Source organism: Rhizobium sp. BK619 (assembly GCF_014195245.1).
Taxonomy (GTDB): Bacteria; Pseudomonadota; Alphaproteobacteria; order Rhizobiales; family Rhizobiaceae; genus Rhizobium; species Rhizobium acidisoli.
This window is the reverse complement of sequence record NZ_JACIBH010000013.1, coordinates 29,364-45,142: the sequence shown is the minus strand read 5'-3', so window position 1 is coordinate 45,142 and position 15,779 is coordinate 29,364. Positions and strand designations below refer to the sequence as shown.

General features: G+C 62.4%; 16 protein-coding genes. 8 read left to right on the top strand and 8 right to left on the bottom strand.

Going from position 1 to position 15,779, the window contains the following annotated elements:
- Positions 1–44 precede the first annotated feature (44 nt).
- Positions 45–953, bottom strand: coding sequence for an AraC family transcriptional regulator (locus FHX14_RS23900; protein ID WP_184379108.1), 909 nt, complete (start codon positions 951–953; stop codon positions 45–47).
- A 218-nt stretch (positions 954–1,171) separates the two neighbouring features.
- On the opposite strand from FHX14_RS23900, the gene FHX14_RS23895 reads away from it, so the two are divergent.
- The gene (locus tag FHX14_RS23895) at positions 1,172–2,218 is read left to right on the top strand and encodes an NAD(P)-dependent alcohol dehydrogenase (protein WP_003593509.1); all 1,047 of its coding nucleotides are present in this window, start codon (positions 1,172–1,174) and stop codon (positions 2,216–2,218) included.
- 180 nt (positions 2,219–2,398) lie between these two features.
- Here FHX14_RS23895 and FHX14_RS23890 read toward each other — a convergent pair whose 3' ends face one another.
- From FHX14_RS23890 to FHX14_RS23870, 5 genes are all read right to left on the bottom strand, one after another.
- Positions 2,399–4,354, bottom strand: a complete 1,956-nt coding sequence (locus tag FHX14_RS23890) for a TetM/TetW/TetO/TetS family tetracycline resistance ribosomal protection protein (protein ID WP_184379106.1) — start codon at positions 4,352–4,354, stop codon at positions 2,399–2,401.
- Positions 4,355–4,770: 416 nt separating this feature from the next.
- Positions 4,771–6,036 carry an NAD(P)/FAD-dependent oxidoreductase gene (locus FHX14_RS23885; RefSeq protein ID WP_184379104.1) on the bottom strand — a complete coding sequence of 422 codons (1,266 nt, stop codon included), beginning with the start codon at positions 6,034–6,036 and terminating at the stop codon, positions 4,771–4,773.
- Between the two features lie 282 nt (positions 6,037–6,318).
- Complete coding sequence (locus FHX14_RS23880; protein WP_184379101.1) at positions 6,319–6,858, bottom strand: BA14K family protein; 540 nt, start codon at positions 6,856–6,858, stop codon at positions 6,319–6,321.
- A gap of 126 nt (positions 6,859–6,984) precedes the next feature.
- Entirely contained in the window at positions 6,985–7,542 is a 558-nt protein-coding gene (locus tag FHX14_RS23875) for a PH domain-containing protein (RefSeq protein ID WP_184379099.1), read from the bottom strand.
- Positions 7,543–7,569: 27 nt separating this feature from the next.
- On the bottom strand, positions 7,570–8,034 hold the full coding sequence (locus FHX14_RS23870) for an Lrp/AsnC family transcriptional regulator (protein ID WP_012558301.1): 465 nt from the start codon (positions 8,032–8,034) through the stop codon (positions 7,570–7,572).
- A gap of 155 nt (positions 8,035–8,189) precedes the next feature.
- Here FHX14_RS23870 and FHX14_RS23865 point away from each other — a divergent pair, with 155 nt between their 5' ends.
- The 4 genes from FHX14_RS23865 to FHX14_RS23850 all read left to right on the top strand — a co-directional run bounded on the left by FHX14_RS23865 (position 8,190) and on the right by FHX14_RS23850 (position 12,057).
- A complete protein-coding gene (locus FHX14_RS23865; RefSeq protein WP_184379097.1) occupies positions 8,190–8,909 on the top strand; it encodes an aspartate/glutamate racemase family protein in 720 nt (239 codons plus the stop codon).
- A 237-nt stretch (positions 8,910–9,146) separates the two neighbouring features.
- Positions 9,147–10,064: a bifunctional helix-turn-helix transcriptional regulator/GNAT family N-acetyltransferase gene (locus FHX14_RS23860; RefSeq protein ID WP_184379096.1), complete on the top strand. Its 918-nt coding sequence runs from the start codon at positions 9,147–9,149 to the stop codon at positions 10,062–10,064.
- Between the two features lie 60 nt (positions 10,065–10,124).
- On the top strand, positions 10,125–10,745 hold the full coding sequence (locus FHX14_RS23855; protein ID WP_184379094.1) for a TetR/AcrR family transcriptional regulator: 621 nt from the start codon (positions 10,125–10,127) through the stop codon (positions 10,743–10,745).
- Between the two features lie 103 nt (positions 10,746–10,848).
- Positions 10,849–12,057: an MFS transporter gene (locus FHX14_RS23850; protein ID WP_184379092.1), complete on the top strand. Its 1,209-nt coding sequence runs from the start codon at positions 10,849–10,851 to the stop codon at positions 12,055–12,057.
- A 6-nt stretch (positions 12,058–12,063) separates the two neighbouring features.
- Here FHX14_RS23850 and FHX14_RS23845 read toward each other — a convergent pair whose 3' ends face one another.
- The gene (locus FHX14_RS23845; protein WP_003593493.1) at positions 12,064–12,480 is read right to left on the bottom strand and encodes a helix-turn-helix domain-containing protein; all 417 of its coding nucleotides are present in this window, start codon (positions 12,478–12,480) and stop codon (positions 12,064–12,066) included.
- A gap of 123 nt (positions 12,481–12,603) precedes the next feature.
- Between FHX14_RS23845 and FHX14_RS23840 the strand changes: the two genes are divergently transcribed.
- A complete protein-coding gene (locus tag FHX14_RS23840) occupies positions 12,604–13,512 on the top strand; it encodes an SDR family oxidoreductase (protein WP_184379091.1) in 909 nt (302 codons plus the stop codon).
- 305 nt (positions 13,513–13,817) lie between these two features.
- On the opposite strand, the gene FHX14_RS23835 is transcribed toward FHX14_RS23840, so the two are convergent.
- On the bottom strand, positions 13,818–14,570 hold the full coding sequence (locus FHX14_RS23835) for a pyridoxine 5'-phosphate synthase (RefSeq protein ID WP_179613150.1): 753 nt from the start codon (positions 14,568–14,570) through the stop codon (positions 13,818–13,820).
- 79 nt (positions 14,571–14,649) lie between these two features.
- On the opposite strand from FHX14_RS23835, the gene FHX14_RS23830 reads away from it, so the two are divergent.
- The gene (locus tag FHX14_RS23830; RefSeq protein ID WP_184379089.1) at positions 14,650–14,853 is read left to right on the top strand and encodes a hypothetical protein; all 204 of its coding nucleotides are present in this window, start codon (positions 14,650–14,652) and stop codon (positions 14,851–14,853) included.
- Between the two features lie 173 nt (positions 14,854–15,026).
- On the top strand, positions 15,027–15,719 hold the full coding sequence (locus FHX14_RS23825) for a MerR family transcriptional regulator (protein ID WP_184379087.1): 693 nt from the start codon (positions 15,027–15,029) through the stop codon (positions 15,717–15,719).
- The last annotated feature ends 60 nt before the right edge of the window (positions 15,720–15,779 follow it).

Genomic DNA, 15,779 nt, shown 5'->3' with positions numbered 1-15,779 from the left:
CATCCTTTAATGACCGGATGGCCGCCGCCGAACATCCTTGAATGCTATTCCGCCGCCATGATCTCGCGCCCGCCGTCGACATCGCGGGCGGGCGAGGCCCCATAGAGACGGCTGTATTCGCGGCTGAACTGCGACGGGCTTTGATAGCCGACGCGGTGGCCGGCCGTGCCGGCATCGAGACGCTCAACGAACATCAGCCGGCGCGCCTCATGAAGGCGAAGCTGCTTTTGATACTGCACCGGCGTCATCGCCGTGACCGATTTGAAGTGGTGATGGAAGGACGAGACGCTCATATTGACGCGGTCGGCAAGGTCTTCGATACGCAGCGGCCGCGCGAAATTCTCCTTCAGCCAGGCGACGGCGCGCGCGATCCTGTTGCTGTGGCTGTCCGACGTGGCGATGTTGATCAGCCGGGCACCATGCGGTCCGGTCAGCACCCGGTAAAGGATTTCCTGCTCGATCAGTGGCGCCATGGCGGGAATGTCGCCTGGACGATCGAGCAAGCGCAGCAGGCGGACGGCGGCATCCATAAGCTCGGGCGGCGCGACGTTCACCACCATGCCACGCTGCCCGTCGGTATGGGCGGCCGGGCGCGGAATATCGATGCGGCTGAGTAACTCCAAAAGCTTTTCGGAATCGATTGCCAGCCCCAGGCAGAGATGCGGAACGTCGGGACTTGCCTCCGTGACCCGCCAGGCGACGGGCAGGTCGAGCGAGGTCAGCAGATAATCCCCCGTGCCGTAGCTGATCTGTTCCGTGCCGAGCAGCAGGCTCTTGGCTCCCTGCAGCACGAAGGCAAAACAGGGCCGGTAGCTGCTGTGCAAGGGATCGCTGGGCCTGGACCGGCGGCTGACATGAAGACTGCCGATTGAAGTGGAGAACTCACCGTCGTGAGGCGCAAAGCGCATCGCGATATCGACGATCTCCTGATAGGGGCTGAAGGGCAAGGTCATGCGGCAACTCTCTCTGTCAGCTGTCTGACTGTCAGCTGTCTGGCGCGGGCGATATCGCCCTTATCTAGAGTGTCTTTGCCATTTCGCAAACAGCCGGGCGCCTGACTTTTGCAGGATCGTGCAAGAAGCTGAGAGGATCACTCTAACGCCCTCGCCAGCATCCGGGCAATAGTCCGCCATCCCGCTCAACCCCTCCCAACCCCAAAAGGAAGCATCAGATGGCTATCGCAAAAGGCTATGCCGCTACCGACGCGTCGCAACCGCTGACCCCCTTCACCTTCGAGCGCCGCGAACCCAATGATGACGACGTCGTCATCGCAGTTCAATATTGCGGCGTCTGCCACTCCGACATTCACCAGGCCCGCAACGAGTGGGGCAATTCCATTTTCCCGATGGTACCGGGCCACGAGGTCGCCGGCGTCGTTTCCGCCGTCGGCTCCAAGGTCACGAAATTCAAGGTCGGCGACCGCGTCGGCGTCGGCTGCTTCGTCGATTCCTGCGTCGGCTGCGCTACGCGTGACCTGGATTACGAGCACTACATGCCGGGCCTCGTCCCGACCTATAACGGCTATGAAGCGGATGGCACGACCCCGACCTTCGGCGGCTACTCCGACTCGATCGTCGTCAAGGAAGGTTATGTGCTGCGCTTCCCCGACAATATTCCACTCGATTCCGGCGCCCCGCTGCTTTGCGCCGGCATCACGCTTTATTCGCCGCTCGCGCATTGGAAAGCCGGTCCCGGCAAGAAGATTGCGATCGTCGGCATGGGCGGCCTCGGCCACATGGGCGTGAAGATCGGTGCTGCCATGGGCGCCGACATCACCGTCCTCTCCCAATCGCTGTCGAAGAAGGAAGACGGCCTCAAGCTCGGCGCCAAGGACTATTATGCAACGAGCGACGCCGAGACCTTCACCAAACTCGCCGGCACCTTCGACCTGATCATCAACACGGTCGGCACCACAATCGACTGGAACGCCTATCTCAACCTGTTGAAGTCTGATGGCACGATGGTTCTGGTCGGCGTTCCCGAGCACCCGGTTCCGGTCCACGCCTTCTCGGTCATCGGCGGGCGCAAGAGCCTGGCGGGCTCGATGATCGGCTCGATCAAGGAAACCCAGGAAATGCTCGACTTCTGCGGCAAACACAACATCGTCTCCGAGATCGAGAAGATCGACATCCAGAATATCAACGAAGCCTATGAGCGGGTCGTCAAGAGCGACGTCCGCTACCGCTTCGTCATCGATATTGCCTCGCTGTCGGCTTGAAGAATGAAAGGCGGCTCCTTCGGGGGCCGCCTTTTTTTGATAACGGCATACTCCACCGGCCCTCATGCTGAGGTGCGATCCAAAGGATCGCCTCGAAGCATCATCCGCCAACGCCGCTTCTACCGCCACTTCAGAGCGCCCGCCCCCTGCTTCGAGGCTCCGGCCTTCGGCCTGCGCACCTCAGCATGAGGCTCTCGTGGACTGCAGCCGCAACAGATATTCCACCGGGTTGAACGGATCAGGCCCCGAACGCAGACGCAGGCGCGGCGGCCTTGATATCGGGGCGTAGTGATCGAAAGCGGTTTCCATCGTCCCTGCCCCACTCGTCAGGCCCGGCAATTGCTGCTGGACGCTTTGAACCATCTGAGACGCCAGAGCGCCTTCGAGCCGCGCCACGCCATCGGCGATCACGGAATGCGACGTCGCCGCAGCGGACTTCGCCAGCAGAGTGAGCACGCTGCTCAGGCTCTCGACGGGCGCTTCCAGGTGAAAGCGGTCGAAAGGTTCGCAGACGGCCGTTTGCGCAGCCGAGAGTGCCGTTGCCAGCACCCAGGGCGTCAACTGCCGAAAATCGGCAGCGGTGCTTGCGGGCGAACTGTGCCGCGCCGCCGTCATCGCCACATGGCAATCGATGACCTGCCAGCCGAAAATGCCCTGCTTCAGCGCCTCGAACACGGTTTCCTCGACCGCCCGGTAAAAGGCGACGGGCATCTGGCCGACCTCCACCTCCAGCGCGAAGCTGTTGCCCGAGCCGGCAGGGCGCGGCTCGACGCGCAGGCCGATGGTGGCGAGAAACGGATTCGGTTCCTTGAAGAGGATCTGCAGGCCGGCCCCGCTGCCGACGGGTCTTTCGACCAGGATGACCGTGCTTTCCTCGAAACCCGCCTCGAGGCCGAAATCCGTCAGCAGCGTCGATTGGATCACTTCCTTCTGCACCTCGCCATAGAGCGACACGAAGACTTCATTCGTCTCCTCGGTCCTGCGCAGATTGATCAGCGGATCCTGCTCGGCCATCTGGTTCAGCGCCAACCAAAGCGCCGCGCTGTCCGAGAGCCGTCGGGCAAGCACGCGTGTTTCGAGCGTCGGCGGGGCAAAGTAAGCCCGCCCGCCCAAGGCCGGATTACTGCCCATCGCATCGCCGATCCGGGCACCGGCAAGGCCGCTGACGCGGGCGATCTGACCGGCGCAGAAGCTCGCGGCGCCATGGCTGCGGCCGGCCTCGAACACGTGGATTGCAGTCACCCGTTCCTCGCCCCCGGGCAGATCCAGATATTGCCGCAGCTGCACAGTGCCCGAAGTCAGGTAGAGATAGGCGAGCTTTTCGCCGCCCCAGCCGCGCTCGATCTTGAAGATCTTGCCGGCGACCGGCCCGTCCGGATCAAGCCGCCGCTCGGGCAACAGCGTCGCGATGGCCGAGCTTAGCGTCGGCACGCCGGTACCGGTCATGGCCGCTCCCGCGAAGACGGGATGCACCAGGCCCCTTGCTACCTGATCGGCCAGACTGCGCCCGAGCCTTTCCGTGGTCAGTCGTTCTGGGGCGAGCACATAGTCGTCGAGCAGCGCCTGGTCGCTCTCGCCGAGCGCCTCACAGAGCGCTGAAAAAAGCGGCTCGTCTCCCGGCGCCAGAGCCTCCACCTGGGCAAGCTTGCTGCCGGCATCGGTGACGGAGGACATGGCGATGGGACGCACCGCCAGTTGCGCGGCAAGGGCCTCGATCACTTCCCCGTACCGCGCGCCGAGACGATCGACCTTGTTGACGAAGAAGACGAAGGGAACGCCGAGCCGCCGCAGCGCCCGCACCAGCACACGCGTCTGCGCCTGCACGCCTTCGACCGCCGAAACGACGACCACCGCCGCATCCAGCAACCCAAGCACCCGCTCGACCTCGGCGATGAAATCGGGGTGACCGGGCGTGTCGATCAGATTGACGACCCTGTCGCCGATCGCAAACGACACCACCGCGGCCCTGATCGTGATGCCGCGCTGTCGCTCGAGTTCGAGGGTATCCGTCTGTGTATTGCCAGTATCGACGCTGCCAAGCTTGTCGATAACGCCGGCGTCAAAAAGCAGTCTTTCGGTAAGGCTAGTCTTGCCTGCATCCACATGGGCGAGGATGCCCAGATTCAAAGTGCGCATGAACCACCAACTTCTCAGAAATTCGGATGTGATTTTCGTGAGAAGTGAGTCGGCGCATTGGAACCTCTATCCGTTGATACGGCTGGATGCGACACCCTAGGTGGTGGTTGGGGGACGCGGGCGGGATGCTAAGGCGGTGTGGGGACATGTGTCAAGCGTGGGAGGATTGACTTCACGGGCCGGCCGGTTTCCTGAACCGGCGTGCCGTGGCCGCCCCCCTCTGCCCTGCCGGGCATCTCCCCCACAGGTGGGGAGATTGGCTGGACGAACCCGCTCGTTCTAACATCAATTGTTTGGAGAGATTCTATCCGCAAGTCGATCTCCCCCCTTGTGGGGGAGATGCCCGGCAGGGCAGAGGGGGGTGCCCCGAGGCATGCCCTCTCCTGCTGTCCGCCGGCTTGCCTCGCAGCAAGAGCCTACCCCTCCTCCCGCATCGTCTCCCGCTGGGTGATCAACCGGGCACTGTGCTGGCCGCTGAGATAGATCCACAGCCAGCTCCAGGCGACGGAGAAGCGCGAGCGGGTGCCGATCAGGAAGTAGATGTGGGCAAGACCCCAGATCCACCAGGCGATCCAGCCCTTCAGCTTGATGCGGCCGAAATCGATAATCGCCGCACTCTGGCCGATCGTCGCCAGGCTGCCCTGATGCCGGTAACGAAAGGGCGCCGGCGCCGGCTTGCCGGACAGGCGGGCGCGGATGACCCGGGCGACGTAGCCGCCCTGCTGCTTGGCCGCCGGCGCAATACCCGGCACCGGTTTGCCGTCCTCGCGCATGACCAAAGCGGTGTCGCCGATGACGAAGACATCGGGCAGGCCGGGCGCACTCAGATCCTTTTCGACGACGACGCGCCCCGCCCGGTCGGCCGGCACGTTCAGCCAGTGGGCCGCCGGCGAGGCGGTGACGCCGGCCGCCCAAACGATCGTCCGGCTGGCGACGAAGGTCTCGCCGATCTTCACGCCGTCGGCGCTGCAGTCGGTCACCGGCCTGCCGAGATGGATCTCGACGCCGAGTTTTTCCAGCGCCGTCTGGGCATAGGCCGAAAGCTCCTCGGCGAAGGTCGGCAGCACCCGCGGGCCTGCCTCGACCAGCACGACACGGGTCTTGCGCGTATCGATGTTGCGGAATTCCTTCGGCAGGGTGAAATGCGCGAGCTCGGCGATGATGCCGGCAAGCTCGACGCCGGTCGGCCCGGCACCGACGATGGTGAAGGTCAGAAGCGCGTCGCGCACGGCGGGATCGCTCTCCATCTCCGCCTTCTCGAAAGCAAGCAGCACGCGCCGGCGGATCGTCGTCGCATCCTCGAGCGTCTTCAGGCCGGGCGCCACCGGTTCCCATTCGTCACGGCCGAAATAGGCATGCGTCGCCCCGGTCGCCAGTACCAGCGTATCGTAACCCAGAGTCATGCCGTTGCGCAGCGACACCGTCCTGGCGCCGCTGTCGACGCCGGTGACCTCGCCGAGCAGCACCGTCACATCGGGCCGGTCGGCATAGAGGCGGCGGATCGGCCAGGCGATCTCCGAGGTGGAAAGGATGGTGGTCGCCACCTGATAGAGCAGCGGCTGAAAGAGATGATGATTGCGCCGGTCGACGAGTGTGACCTTCACACGCGCGCCCTTCAACCCGTTGACGAGTTGCAGCCCGCCGAAACCGCCGCCGACAACGACGACATGATGATCGCTCATGACCTGCCCCTTTTGCGCCATCTCGCTCGAAACCAATGTGGCTTTTGCCGCGAATGTTGCAACTGCCGTTTCGGCATGCCTGCCCTGCGCCGCCGGCAGTCGAGGGGGTTCGATGATTATCGGCTCTTCCTGCGGGAAAGCTCATGGGAGCCGAACTCAGGCCGAGTCGTAACTCCCCAGACCGAGCGTCCGCTGGGGTTCAACACAGGCATGCCGTGTCGCCGGGTCGCAAGAAGGGAGTCGCCCTGGAAGCAGTTCACGGGCAGATGCGTAACGCGCCGATCAATAGGGACCGACACACTGGCGACGGGGTCCGTAATAGGGCTGGAACGTATTGTCGAACGCCCTGTACGAACGATAGCGCGAATAGCACCAAGCCTCGTGGCTTCCGCCTCCTCCATAATAGGCAGAAGATGCATAGGAGCGGTACGGCCGGCCATAATAGCGGTAAGGCGAGCCATAGTAGCGATAGGGCGAACCATAATACCGGTAGGGCGAGCCATAATAGCGGTAGGGTGTACCGTAATAGCCGCCGTAGGGTGAGCCATAATACGAGCCGTAATAGGGCTGGGATAATGCGCCGCCTATGATCGTACCGACGGCCAGACCGCCCAAGGCCCAGCCCCAGCCCGATCCATGACTATGATGGTATCCGCCGTGATGGCCGCCGTTCCAGTGGCCGCCTCGGCCGCGCCATTGCACTTGCTCGATCTGCTGCTGAGGTTCGATCCTGGGTGGGGTGATAGCCGGAAACGCCTGCGCCGGCGTAACGCCGGGGATACCTATGATCAAGCATAACGCTGAAATGGTTAGCTTTCTCATGACTGTTCTCCTCTACTCCTCCAAGTGGAGGGATAGCTGCCCCTCCTCCTGAACCAAAGGTGAACGCAATATGTCGAAAAACGTTCCGTATCGAGGCAAATTAATCGCTATCGATGGGGCGGAGACCTATCGGTTTTTCAGGCAATCGAGCCGTGCTTTTTCCAGAAGATTATAAACGTGCCGCACGCTGTCGATCCCCAGAAGCTGCGGGTCTCTTGACAGGCTGGGCGTCCAGACGCCCGCCGTTTTGTATCGCTGAAAAGAAGACGTGCCGAATGTGATCGTCCCCTTACCGAAACTGCCCTCTTCGAGATTGATCGACGGCAGCAGGTCGAGCTGGGTGGCAGAGACATTCGGAAGCAGACCGCTTCTGCGAATGATGACGCGCCGGTCGGTCAGCGCGTATTCGGTACGCGCCCGCACCGCCGCATCGACGACAAAGCGTCCCGCGATCAAATAAAGGCCTATCAGGACGAACGGGATACCCCATAGGCGCATGAAAACCGGCGTTCCCGGCGTGGTCAATACGCTGGTCTCCCAGAAGAGAGCAAAGCCGCCCCAAAAAAGCGAGAAGGGAACGAGGGCGAAATCCCACGTTGTCAGACGAAATCCCTGTGCGGGACGCCCGGACCAAAGAAGTTTTTCCCCTGGCAGAAAATAGCTATGAATATCGCTGTTGCTCATATTATCGCGGCCTCTCGAAATGCCGTTTTATCGGGCATAGCCCACGGGTATCGCCATTCCATGTTTCAACTCTTCCATCGAGATCGACGCCGAGACATCGAAGAGTTCCAGCTTGCGCACAATCTGCTTATAGATGACATCGTAATGCTCGACGCGCGGCAGCACGATCTTCAGAATGTAATCGTGATTGCCGGTCAGCCGGTGCGCCTCGACGATCTCGGGGATGTCGCTGATGATCCTGCGGAAGGTTTCCGTCCATTCGTCGGAATGGTGTGCCGTCTTGACGAGCGCAAAGACCGTCGTCGGCACGCCCATCCTTTCCCGGTCGAGCACGATGATGCGCCGAAGGATATGGCCGCTTTCCTCCAGCCGCTGGATGCGCCGCGAGCAGGCCGAGACCGACAACGCCACGTACTCGGCCAGATCGGTCACGGATATGCCTGCATCTTTCTGCAGCATGTCGAGAATGCGTCTGTCACGATCGTCAAGCATGTGCCTTAAGGGGATCCTCCGCCCGATTTTTGCATGATTTTTGGAAACTGTGCAAAACCATATCAGATATTTGATATGAAAGACAAACAACGCAAACACATCGCGCGAGCATTGCGGCATCATTTTCGAAACTCGCAGCATGGGAGCATGAAGAGATGAAAACGATCGGCCTGATCGGCGGCATGAGTTTCGAAAGTTCGGCGGTCTATTACCGCCTCGTCAACGAGATGGTGCGCGCCCGCAAAGGCGGCCTCGCCTCGGCCGAGCTCATCCTGCATTCGGTCAATTTCGAGGAGATCGTCGCTCTTCAGAAGGCTGGCGACTGGGCTGGCGCGGCTCGCCGCCTCGGCGAGGTGGCGGCGCGTCTGGAGGCCGCGGGCGCCGGCTGTATCCTCATCTGCACCAACACCATGCACCTGATTGCCGATCAGGTCGCCGCCAAGATCTCCGCGCCGCTGATCCACATCATCGATGAGACGGCGAAATCGCTGCATGCGGCCGGCCGCAAGCGTCCGCTGCTGCTTGCCACCCGCTACACGATGGAGCACGGCTTCTACACCGACCGAATGAAGAGCCTCGGTCTCGACATCATGGTGCCCGACGCCGCCGACCGCACGACTGTGCACGACATCATCTTCAACGAGCTTTGCGCCGGCAGGGTGCACGACAGCTCGCGCGAAAAACTGATCGATATCATCGACCGCGCCGCAGAGCACGGCGCCGACAGCATCATCCTCGGATGCACCGAGATCTGCCTGATCCTCGATCCCAACCGCCTGCCGCTGCCGGGCTTCGACACCACGACGATCCATGCCCATGCGGCGGTGGATTTCGCTCTCGGCGACGACGAAGCGGAAACGGAAGAAGCTGCGTGAGTTGTGATCAATTTAGTTGACTCAGTCAACTAAATTGAGGACAAAGAACTCCATCAGGAGATGCACGTCAGCTTGTTCGGACAGTCGCCGGCCTCTCATCCGTCATGCTCGGGCTTGTCCCGAGCATCTGCCTCGGTTCGATGGGGCAGCAGATCCTCGGCACAAGGCCGAGGACGACGCTGAGCGAGGAGCAAGCCTGTGTCAGCAGTCTGGCGAGATCTCCGTTTGGAGATCATCATGTCCGACACCGCCCTCATCGAAACCGCCCGCGATTTCAACCGCTTCTACACGAATTTCCTCGGCCTCTTGAACAAGGCCTATCTCGACTCCCCCTTCACGCTGACGGATGCCCGCATTCTCTTCGAGATCGGCTCGCATGACGGCATCAGCGCCGCAGCCCTTGTCCGCGACCTGCATCTCGACCCTGCCTATCTCAGCCGCATCCTCAAGCGCTTTCGCACCGAAGGGCTGATCGAGACCAGCCCGGATCCGGCCGACCTACGCAGCCAGATCATCAATGTCACCGATCGGGGACGTGTGCAGTTCGAAGAACTCGGCCGGCGCGCCAATGCCCAGATCGCCGCCCGCTTCGACACTCTGGCGATCGGCGAGCCGCAAGCCGTCGTCTCGGCCATGGACACGATCCGCGCCCTGCTCGACCCGGCGGCCAAGCCCGCACCCGCCATCATCCGCGCCCATCGCGCCGGCGATATCGGCTGGATCGTTCAGAGCCAGGGTCGCTTCTACGCCGAGGAATATGGCTGGGACTTGCGCTTCGAGGCGCTGGTCGCCGAGGTCGCCGGCAAATTCCTCGCCAATTTCGATCCCGCCAAGGAATATTGCTGGATTGCCGAACGCGGCGGCGTCAATGTCGGCTCGGTCCTCGTCACCAATGGCGGCGACGGCATCGCCAAGCTGCGGCTGCTCTATGTCGACAAATCAGCCCGCGGCCTCGGGCTTGGCAAGCTGCTGGTCGACGAATGCATCCGCTTTTGCAGGCAGAAAGGCTATCGCGAGCTCCAGCTCTGGACCAACGACATGCTGGAAACCGCCCGCGCCATCTACGTCAAATCGGGCTTCCGGCTTGTCTCCGAGGAGAGACATCGCATGTTCGGCCCCGAGGCAAATGGCCAGAACTGGCTTCTCACACTCTGATTTGCTGCGTCGCAAAAATTTCGCTTGATTTGGAAACGATCATTTCCTAATTAGGCAAGCATGAGCGCAACAACCCTCGATCATGAGAAGACCCGCAGCCGCGGCCGTCCGCGGGAATTCGACGCCGACGCGGCACTCGACGCGGCGCAACGCGTCTTTTCCGAGCGCGGCTATCATGCTGCCTCGATCAGTGAACTCACGGAGGCCATGGGGCTTGCCGCCGGCAGCGTCTACAAGGCTTTCGGCGACAAACGCGGCATCTTCCTTGCCGCCTTCGACCGCTACCGCGCCGTGCGTCGCGGCCTGCTCGATGCCAGGCTGGCACGTGCCGAGACCGGCCGCGATAAGCTCCATGCGCTCATCACCTTCTTTGCCGGCTCTTCGCACGGTGAAATCGGCCGGCGGGGCTGCCTCGTCGTCGGCAGCGCCGGCGATCTCGCTCTCTTCGATGCAGAGGCGGCCGAACGCGTCGCCACCGCCTTCATCACCGACGAGACGCTTCTCGCCGACCTCATCCGCCTCGGCCAGTCCGATGGCTCGATTTCGGCGGATATCGATGTATCGGCGGTAGCGCTTGCGCTTCTCTGCCTCACCAAGGGCATGCGCGTCATCGGCAAAACGGAACGCAGCGGCGAAGAAATGGCTGCCGCTGCCGAAGCCGCGATGAAGCTGGTGACCTGACTTTCCCCCGGGGGAATGCCAGCATTCCCCTGCGCGCCCGGAAACGGGTGGCCGCCGGCAGACCGATTTGCAATTAATCCATTCAATCATACCGGAGTTTCTGATGAGCATTTCAGCCACCGCGCCGGATAAGGCCATTCCAAGGGCGCTATCCCCCTGGCTCACCTTTCTTTTTGCCGCCGCCTGCGGGCTGGTGGCCGCCAATCTCTATTACGGCCAGCCGCTTGCCGGCCCGATCAGCGCCGAGCTCGGCTTCACGCCTGCCGCAACCGGCCTGATCGTCACACTGACGCAGATCGGCTACGGCCTCGGCCTGCTGCTGATCGTGCCGCTCGGCGATCTCACGGAGAACCGCCGGCTCGTGCTGCTGCTGGTCGCCGTCTCCGCTGTTGCGCTGATCCGCGCGGCGCTGGCTTCGACACCCACAGCCTTCCTCGTCGCTTCGCTCTGCATCGGCCTTTCATCGGTCGCCGTTCAGGTCCTGGTTCCCTTTGCCGCCAACATGGCGCCCGATGCGACACGCGGACAGGTCGTCGGCAACGTCATGAGCGGCCTGCTCTGCGGCATCATGCTCGCCCGCCCCTTCGCAAGTTTCGTCGCCGAGGCCTCGTCCTGGCATGTGGTCTATTATGTCACCGCAGCCCTGATGATCGTGCTCGCCGTCATCCTGCGCGCCAACCTGCCGGTCCGCGTGCCGAAGACGAAGCTGCGCTACGGCGAGCTGCTGGCTTCCATGGGCCATTTGGCGCTGACCTCACGTGTGCTGCAGCGCCGGGCGCTTTATCAGGCCGGCATGTTCGGTGCCTTCAGCCTGTTCTGGACGACGACGCCGCTGCTGCTTGCAAGCCCGGCCTTCGGGCTGACGCAAAACGGCATCGCCCTCTTCGCGCTTGCCGGCGCTGCCGGCGCCATCGCCTCGCCGATCGCCGGGCGGCTTGCCGATCGCGGCATGACGAAGATCGCCTCGACGCTTGCCATGCTGCTCGGCATGGCTTCCTTCCTGATCAGCCATTTCGCAGCGGACGGCTCGCTGACCGCCCTGATCCTGCTGACTGTGGCGGCGATCATGCTCGATTTCGGGGTGACGACCAATCTCGTCTGCGGCCAGCGTGCCATCTATGGCTTGAACCCGGAACATCGCAGCCGGCTGAACGGCCTCTTCATGGCCACCTTCTTCGCCGGCGGCGCGCTCGGCTCGGCGCTCGGCGGCTGGGCCTATGCCACCGGCGGCTGGACGATGACCGCCTGGATCGGCTTCGCCTTCCCGGCGCTCGCCTTCCTGCTGTTCCTGACGGAAGGACGCGGCAAGTAAGACACTCTAGCTATCGGCAGAATCGAAACGTGAACGGGCGGCGCGGACGGCATCATGGTTGGCTTCCGCCCAGTTCAACAATTGCGACAGCGGCAGGTAGAGCGAACGGCCGAGTTCGGTCATCGAATATTCGACGCTCGGCGGTTTGGTCGGGAAAACTTCGCGGGCGATATAACCATCTCTTTGCAGATCACGCAGCGTCTGTGTCAGCATGCGCTGGGAAATATCGGGCAGCATCCGCCTGAGCTCGCCGAACCGACGCGGCTCCGCCGCCAGCACTTCGAGCAGCAGCGTCGACCATTTTCCGCCGATCTGCTGCATCATGTCCCTGACCGGGCAATTGGAAAAATCGAGGCCGGCAAGATCGATCTCGCGCCGCGCCCCCGGCATCCTGTTTTTCAGACTGACGACCGCGCCGCTCATGAGCTGGTTCCCTTTTGGTAACGTAGAGCCGAAAAACTGCCTCCTTTACACCGTCAAGTCAATTCCTATTCTAGTGCTGCTCTCTTTTTGAGACTACCTATCGAGCACAGAAGGAACCGACTTATGAGCGAAACCATCCTGGTCACCGGCGCCGCCGGACAGCTCGGCCAACGCGTCATCCATCACCTCATCGAAACATACAATGTCGCCCCCGGCACGATTGTCGCGGCGACGCGCAGCCCGGAAAAGCTTGCCGAACTCGCAAACAAGGGCGTCGTCACCCGCAAGGCCGATTTCGACGACGCGGCAGGCCTCGAGAAGGCGTTCGCCGGCGTCGACCGCCTGCTGATCATCAGTACCGATGCGCTGGATACCCCCGGCAAACGCCTCACCCAGCACAAGGCGGCCGTTGCCGCTGCCGCCAAGGCTGGCGTCAAGCACATCGCCTATACCTCGATGCCGGCGCCGGACGATTCGCTCGTCACCTTCGCGCCTGATCATCTCGGCAGCGAAAACGCCATCAAGGCGAGCGGCCTTGCCTACACGATCATCCGCGACGCCTGGTATCACGACAATTACCTGCACAGCATGCCGCACAACCTGCAGGGCGGCAAATGGTACAGCGCCACGGGCGACGGCAAGGTCTCGACCATCTCGCGTGACGACTGCGCCCTGGCGATCGCCGCCGCCCTTGCCTCTGGCACATCGGACAGCGCCACCTACACGCTGACCGGTGCGGCGTCGCTCAACAACCGCCAGATCGCCGCCATCGCCGCCGAAGCCGCCGGCAAGCCGCTCGAAGTGGTCGACGTCAATGATGAGCAGCTCGGCCAGGGCATGCGCGGCGCCGGCCTCCCCGGCTTCGTCGCCGACATGCTGGTTTCCGCCGACGCCAACATCCGCGCCGGCAAGTTCGACATCGTCACTGGGGATTTCACCAAGCTGACGGGCAAACAGCCGCAATCGCTGAAGGATTTCTTCGTGGCGCATAAGGCTGCTTTGACGGCGGCTGGAAACGCCGGAGGCCACTGAGCTTTCCGTTCATCCCTGCGCTCGCCGCAGGGATGAGCGTGCTCCGATTTGGGACGCTGAAACCCTCATCACGTGAGGTGAGTCACTCACGGCGCGGACGCGCCGTGGCTGGATTCCTGTGACAGGCACAGGAATGAGGGAGGTTAAATTGAGTGCCTTCGTCAAATTTCCCGTCGCCATTGAGGCAACGACTGATGGGAAGCGCTACCTCTCCACCCTCATTCCTGTGCCTGTCACAGGAATCCAGCGCGCCCAAGTCCTTGGGCGCAAAAGACCCTTTCTTGCCGCCTCGAAGAAGACCCCACTCAAACCGCCTGCCCGCACGCCCGGCAGAACCGCCGTACCGTCTCGGCCATGCCATACTCCAGCGCGTCGGCCGTCAGCCCGTGGCCGATCGAGACTTCGGCAAGCGCCGGAATGCGCTTCACCAGATCAGGCAGGTTTGCGACCGTCAGGTCGTGGCCGGCATTGACGGCAAGGCCGATCGCCAGCGCTGCATCCGCCGTCCGTCCGAGCGCTTCGAGGATCGGGGCCGCCCGTTCCGGCGCGTCGAAACAGCCGCCATAGGGACCGGTATAAAGTTCGATCCGGTCGGCGCCGACGGCCTTGGCGATCTCGACGGCTTCAGCATCCCCGTCTCCGTCGGCAAACAGCGAGACCCGGCATCCCATCGTCTTCAGCCGTGCGACGGCATCGGTCAGAAATGCCCGGTGCTTGCGGAAATCCCAGCCGTGATCGGAGGTCGCCTGCGCGGGATCGTCAGGCACCAGCGTCACCTGCTCGGGCGCAGCTCCGGCGCAGAGGTCGAAAAATTCCTGCGTGGGATAACCTTCTATGTTGAACTCGGCGTTCGGGAATTCGTCATCGATCAGATTGCGGATGACCGGCAGGTCGGAAAAGCGAATATGGCGCTGGTCGGGGCGCGGATGCACCGTCAGGCCGCTCGCGCCTGACGCAAGGGCGATTCGGCCCAGCGCCTCGACGCTCGGCCAGGGCAGGTCGCGCCGGTTGCGCAGCATGGCGACGGCGTTGAGGTTCACGGAGAGCTTGGCGGGCATGGCTGGCATCCATCGGTCACGGAAACGGGAGGCCCTGCTTTTAAGCCAAGTGCCCTGCAATGGCCAACGAGATTCGCAGATGGATGCGATGCCGGACGTTGATGAAACCCAAGCATTTCAATCGAAGATCGACGGCAAGCGTAGCGCAAACAGTAATTCCCGCGGCCTTCCGAAGATGGCTGGATCATGCGGCAGCGCAGCACATGTTTTGCTGCAGCACAGAAGGCGTGCCGGCAAAATATGCCCTTACGTTGCTATCCCATTTAAAAGAGATTATTTTTAGCACTTATAAATGAGATCGTTCACGCATAACGTGGACATTGTATCGCGTAAACGTAGGCCGCGTACTGCTTCTTTCCCAATGATAAGAACGCCCAGAGGAAAACCCCACTCGCCGCGCCTGGGAAGCAACTGGCAAATCCGCATGAGGTGCAACACGATGCCCTAGGAGGGTTCATGCCAGACGGTTCCAAACGCCTGTTTGCTGCCGCCGGTATCGCTTCGGAGGCCCGGTCGAAATACCGGTTTCTGCCTTCGGCCGCGCTGCCGCCGGATCTACCGGACGGTCCGGTGCCAATCGCCGATATGGCCAACGCATTCGGCGTTACGCACAGGACACTGCATTTCTACGAAGAAAAGGGGTTGATTTCGGCCAATCGCATCGGGCTGATGCGGGTCTACGGCCAAGACGACGTGATGCGCATGGCGGTTATCACCGTCTGCCGCGAGACCGGCATGCCGATTGCCGTCATCCAGGAATTGATGGACGAGCTTCGCAAGGCCGATTCGCAGGAAAGAGCCGAGGCGATGTTCCGCGAAGCGCTGCAGGTGCGCAAGCGCGAGCTGACGGCCGAGATGTCGACGCTGCACCGCCAGCTCCAGCAGGTGGGCGACCTTCTGGACTACGACGACAGTGTCGAAGAGCCGCCGCTCAATGACAACCAGGACAGCGCAAGCCTGACCCCGCAGGAGCGGCGTTGCCTGGAACTGATGGCGGAGGGCTATTCCACCCAGCGAATCGCCCGGGCGCTCGATCTGAAGCATGATGAGACGAGGGATCTCGAAGCCGCAATCATCCTGAAATTCCGCGCCAACAACCGCTTCCAGGCGATCGCCAAGGCCGTTCTGCTCGGCATCGTGCAGGCATAACCTTGAACGCCTGACCGCGCCGCGGGCAAGCCTGGCCCACGCTCTCGACGGCCGCCACCG

Coding starts and splice junctions, on each gene's coding strand:
- FHX14_RS23830 (WP_184379089.1), top strand. CDS start 14,650: ATGGATGCGATGCCGGACGTTGATGAAACCCAAGCATTTCAATCGAAG.
- FHX14_RS23860 (WP_184379096.1), top strand. CDS start 9,147: ATGTCCGACACCGCCCTCATCGAAACCGCCCGCGATTTCAACCGCTTC.
- FHX14_RS23890 (WP_184379106.1), bottom strand. CDS start 4,354: ATGCGCACTTTGAATCTGGGCATCCTCGCCCATGTGGATGCAGGCAAG.
- FHX14_RS23840 (WP_184379091.1), top strand. CDS start 12,604: ATGAGCGAAACCATCCTGGTCACCGGCGCCGCCGGACAGCTCGGCCAA.
- FHX14_RS23855 (WP_184379094.1), top strand. CDS start 10,125: ATGAGCGCAACAACCCTCGATCATGAGAAGACCCGCAGCCGCGGCCGT.
- FHX14_RS23870 (WP_012558301.1), bottom strand. CDS start 8,034: ATGCTTGACGATCGTGACAGACGCATTCTCGACATGCTGCAGAAAGAT.
- FHX14_RS23895 (WP_003593509.1), top strand. CDS start 1,172: ATGGCTATCGCAAAAGGCTATGCCGCTACCGACGCGTCGCAACCGCTG.
- FHX14_RS23900 (WP_184379108.1), bottom strand. CDS start 953: ATGACCTTGCCCTTCAGCCCCTATCAGGAGATCGTCGATATCGCGATG.
- FHX14_RS23865 (WP_184379097.1), top strand. CDS start 8,190: ATGAAAACGATCGGCCTGATCGGCGGCATGAGTTTCGAAAGTTCGGCG.
- FHX14_RS23880 (WP_184379101.1), bottom strand. CDS start 6,858: ATGAGAAAGCTAACCATTTCAGCGTTATGCTTGATCATAGGTATCCCC.
- FHX14_RS23845 (WP_003593493.1), bottom strand. CDS start 12,480: ATGAGCGGCGCGGTCGTCAGTCTGAAAAACAGGATGCCGGGGGCGCGG.
- FHX14_RS23835 (WP_179613150.1), bottom strand. CDS start 14,570: ATGCCCGCCAAGCTCTCCGTGAACCTCAACGCCGTCGCCATGCTGCGC.
- FHX14_RS23885 (WP_184379104.1), bottom strand. CDS start 6,036: ATGAGCGATCATCATGTCGTCGTTGTCGGCGGCGGTTTCGGCGGGCTG.
- FHX14_RS23850 (WP_184379092.1), top strand. CDS start 10,849: ATGAGCATTTCAGCCACCGCGCCGGATAAGGCCATTCCAAGGGCGCTA.
- FHX14_RS23825 (WP_184379087.1), top strand. CDS start 15,027: ATGCCAGACGGTTCCAAACGCCTGTTTGCTGCCGCCGGTATCGCTTCG.
- FHX14_RS23875 (WP_184379099.1), bottom strand. CDS start 7,542: ATGAGCAACAGCGATATTCATAGCTATTTTCTGCCAGGGGAAAAACTT.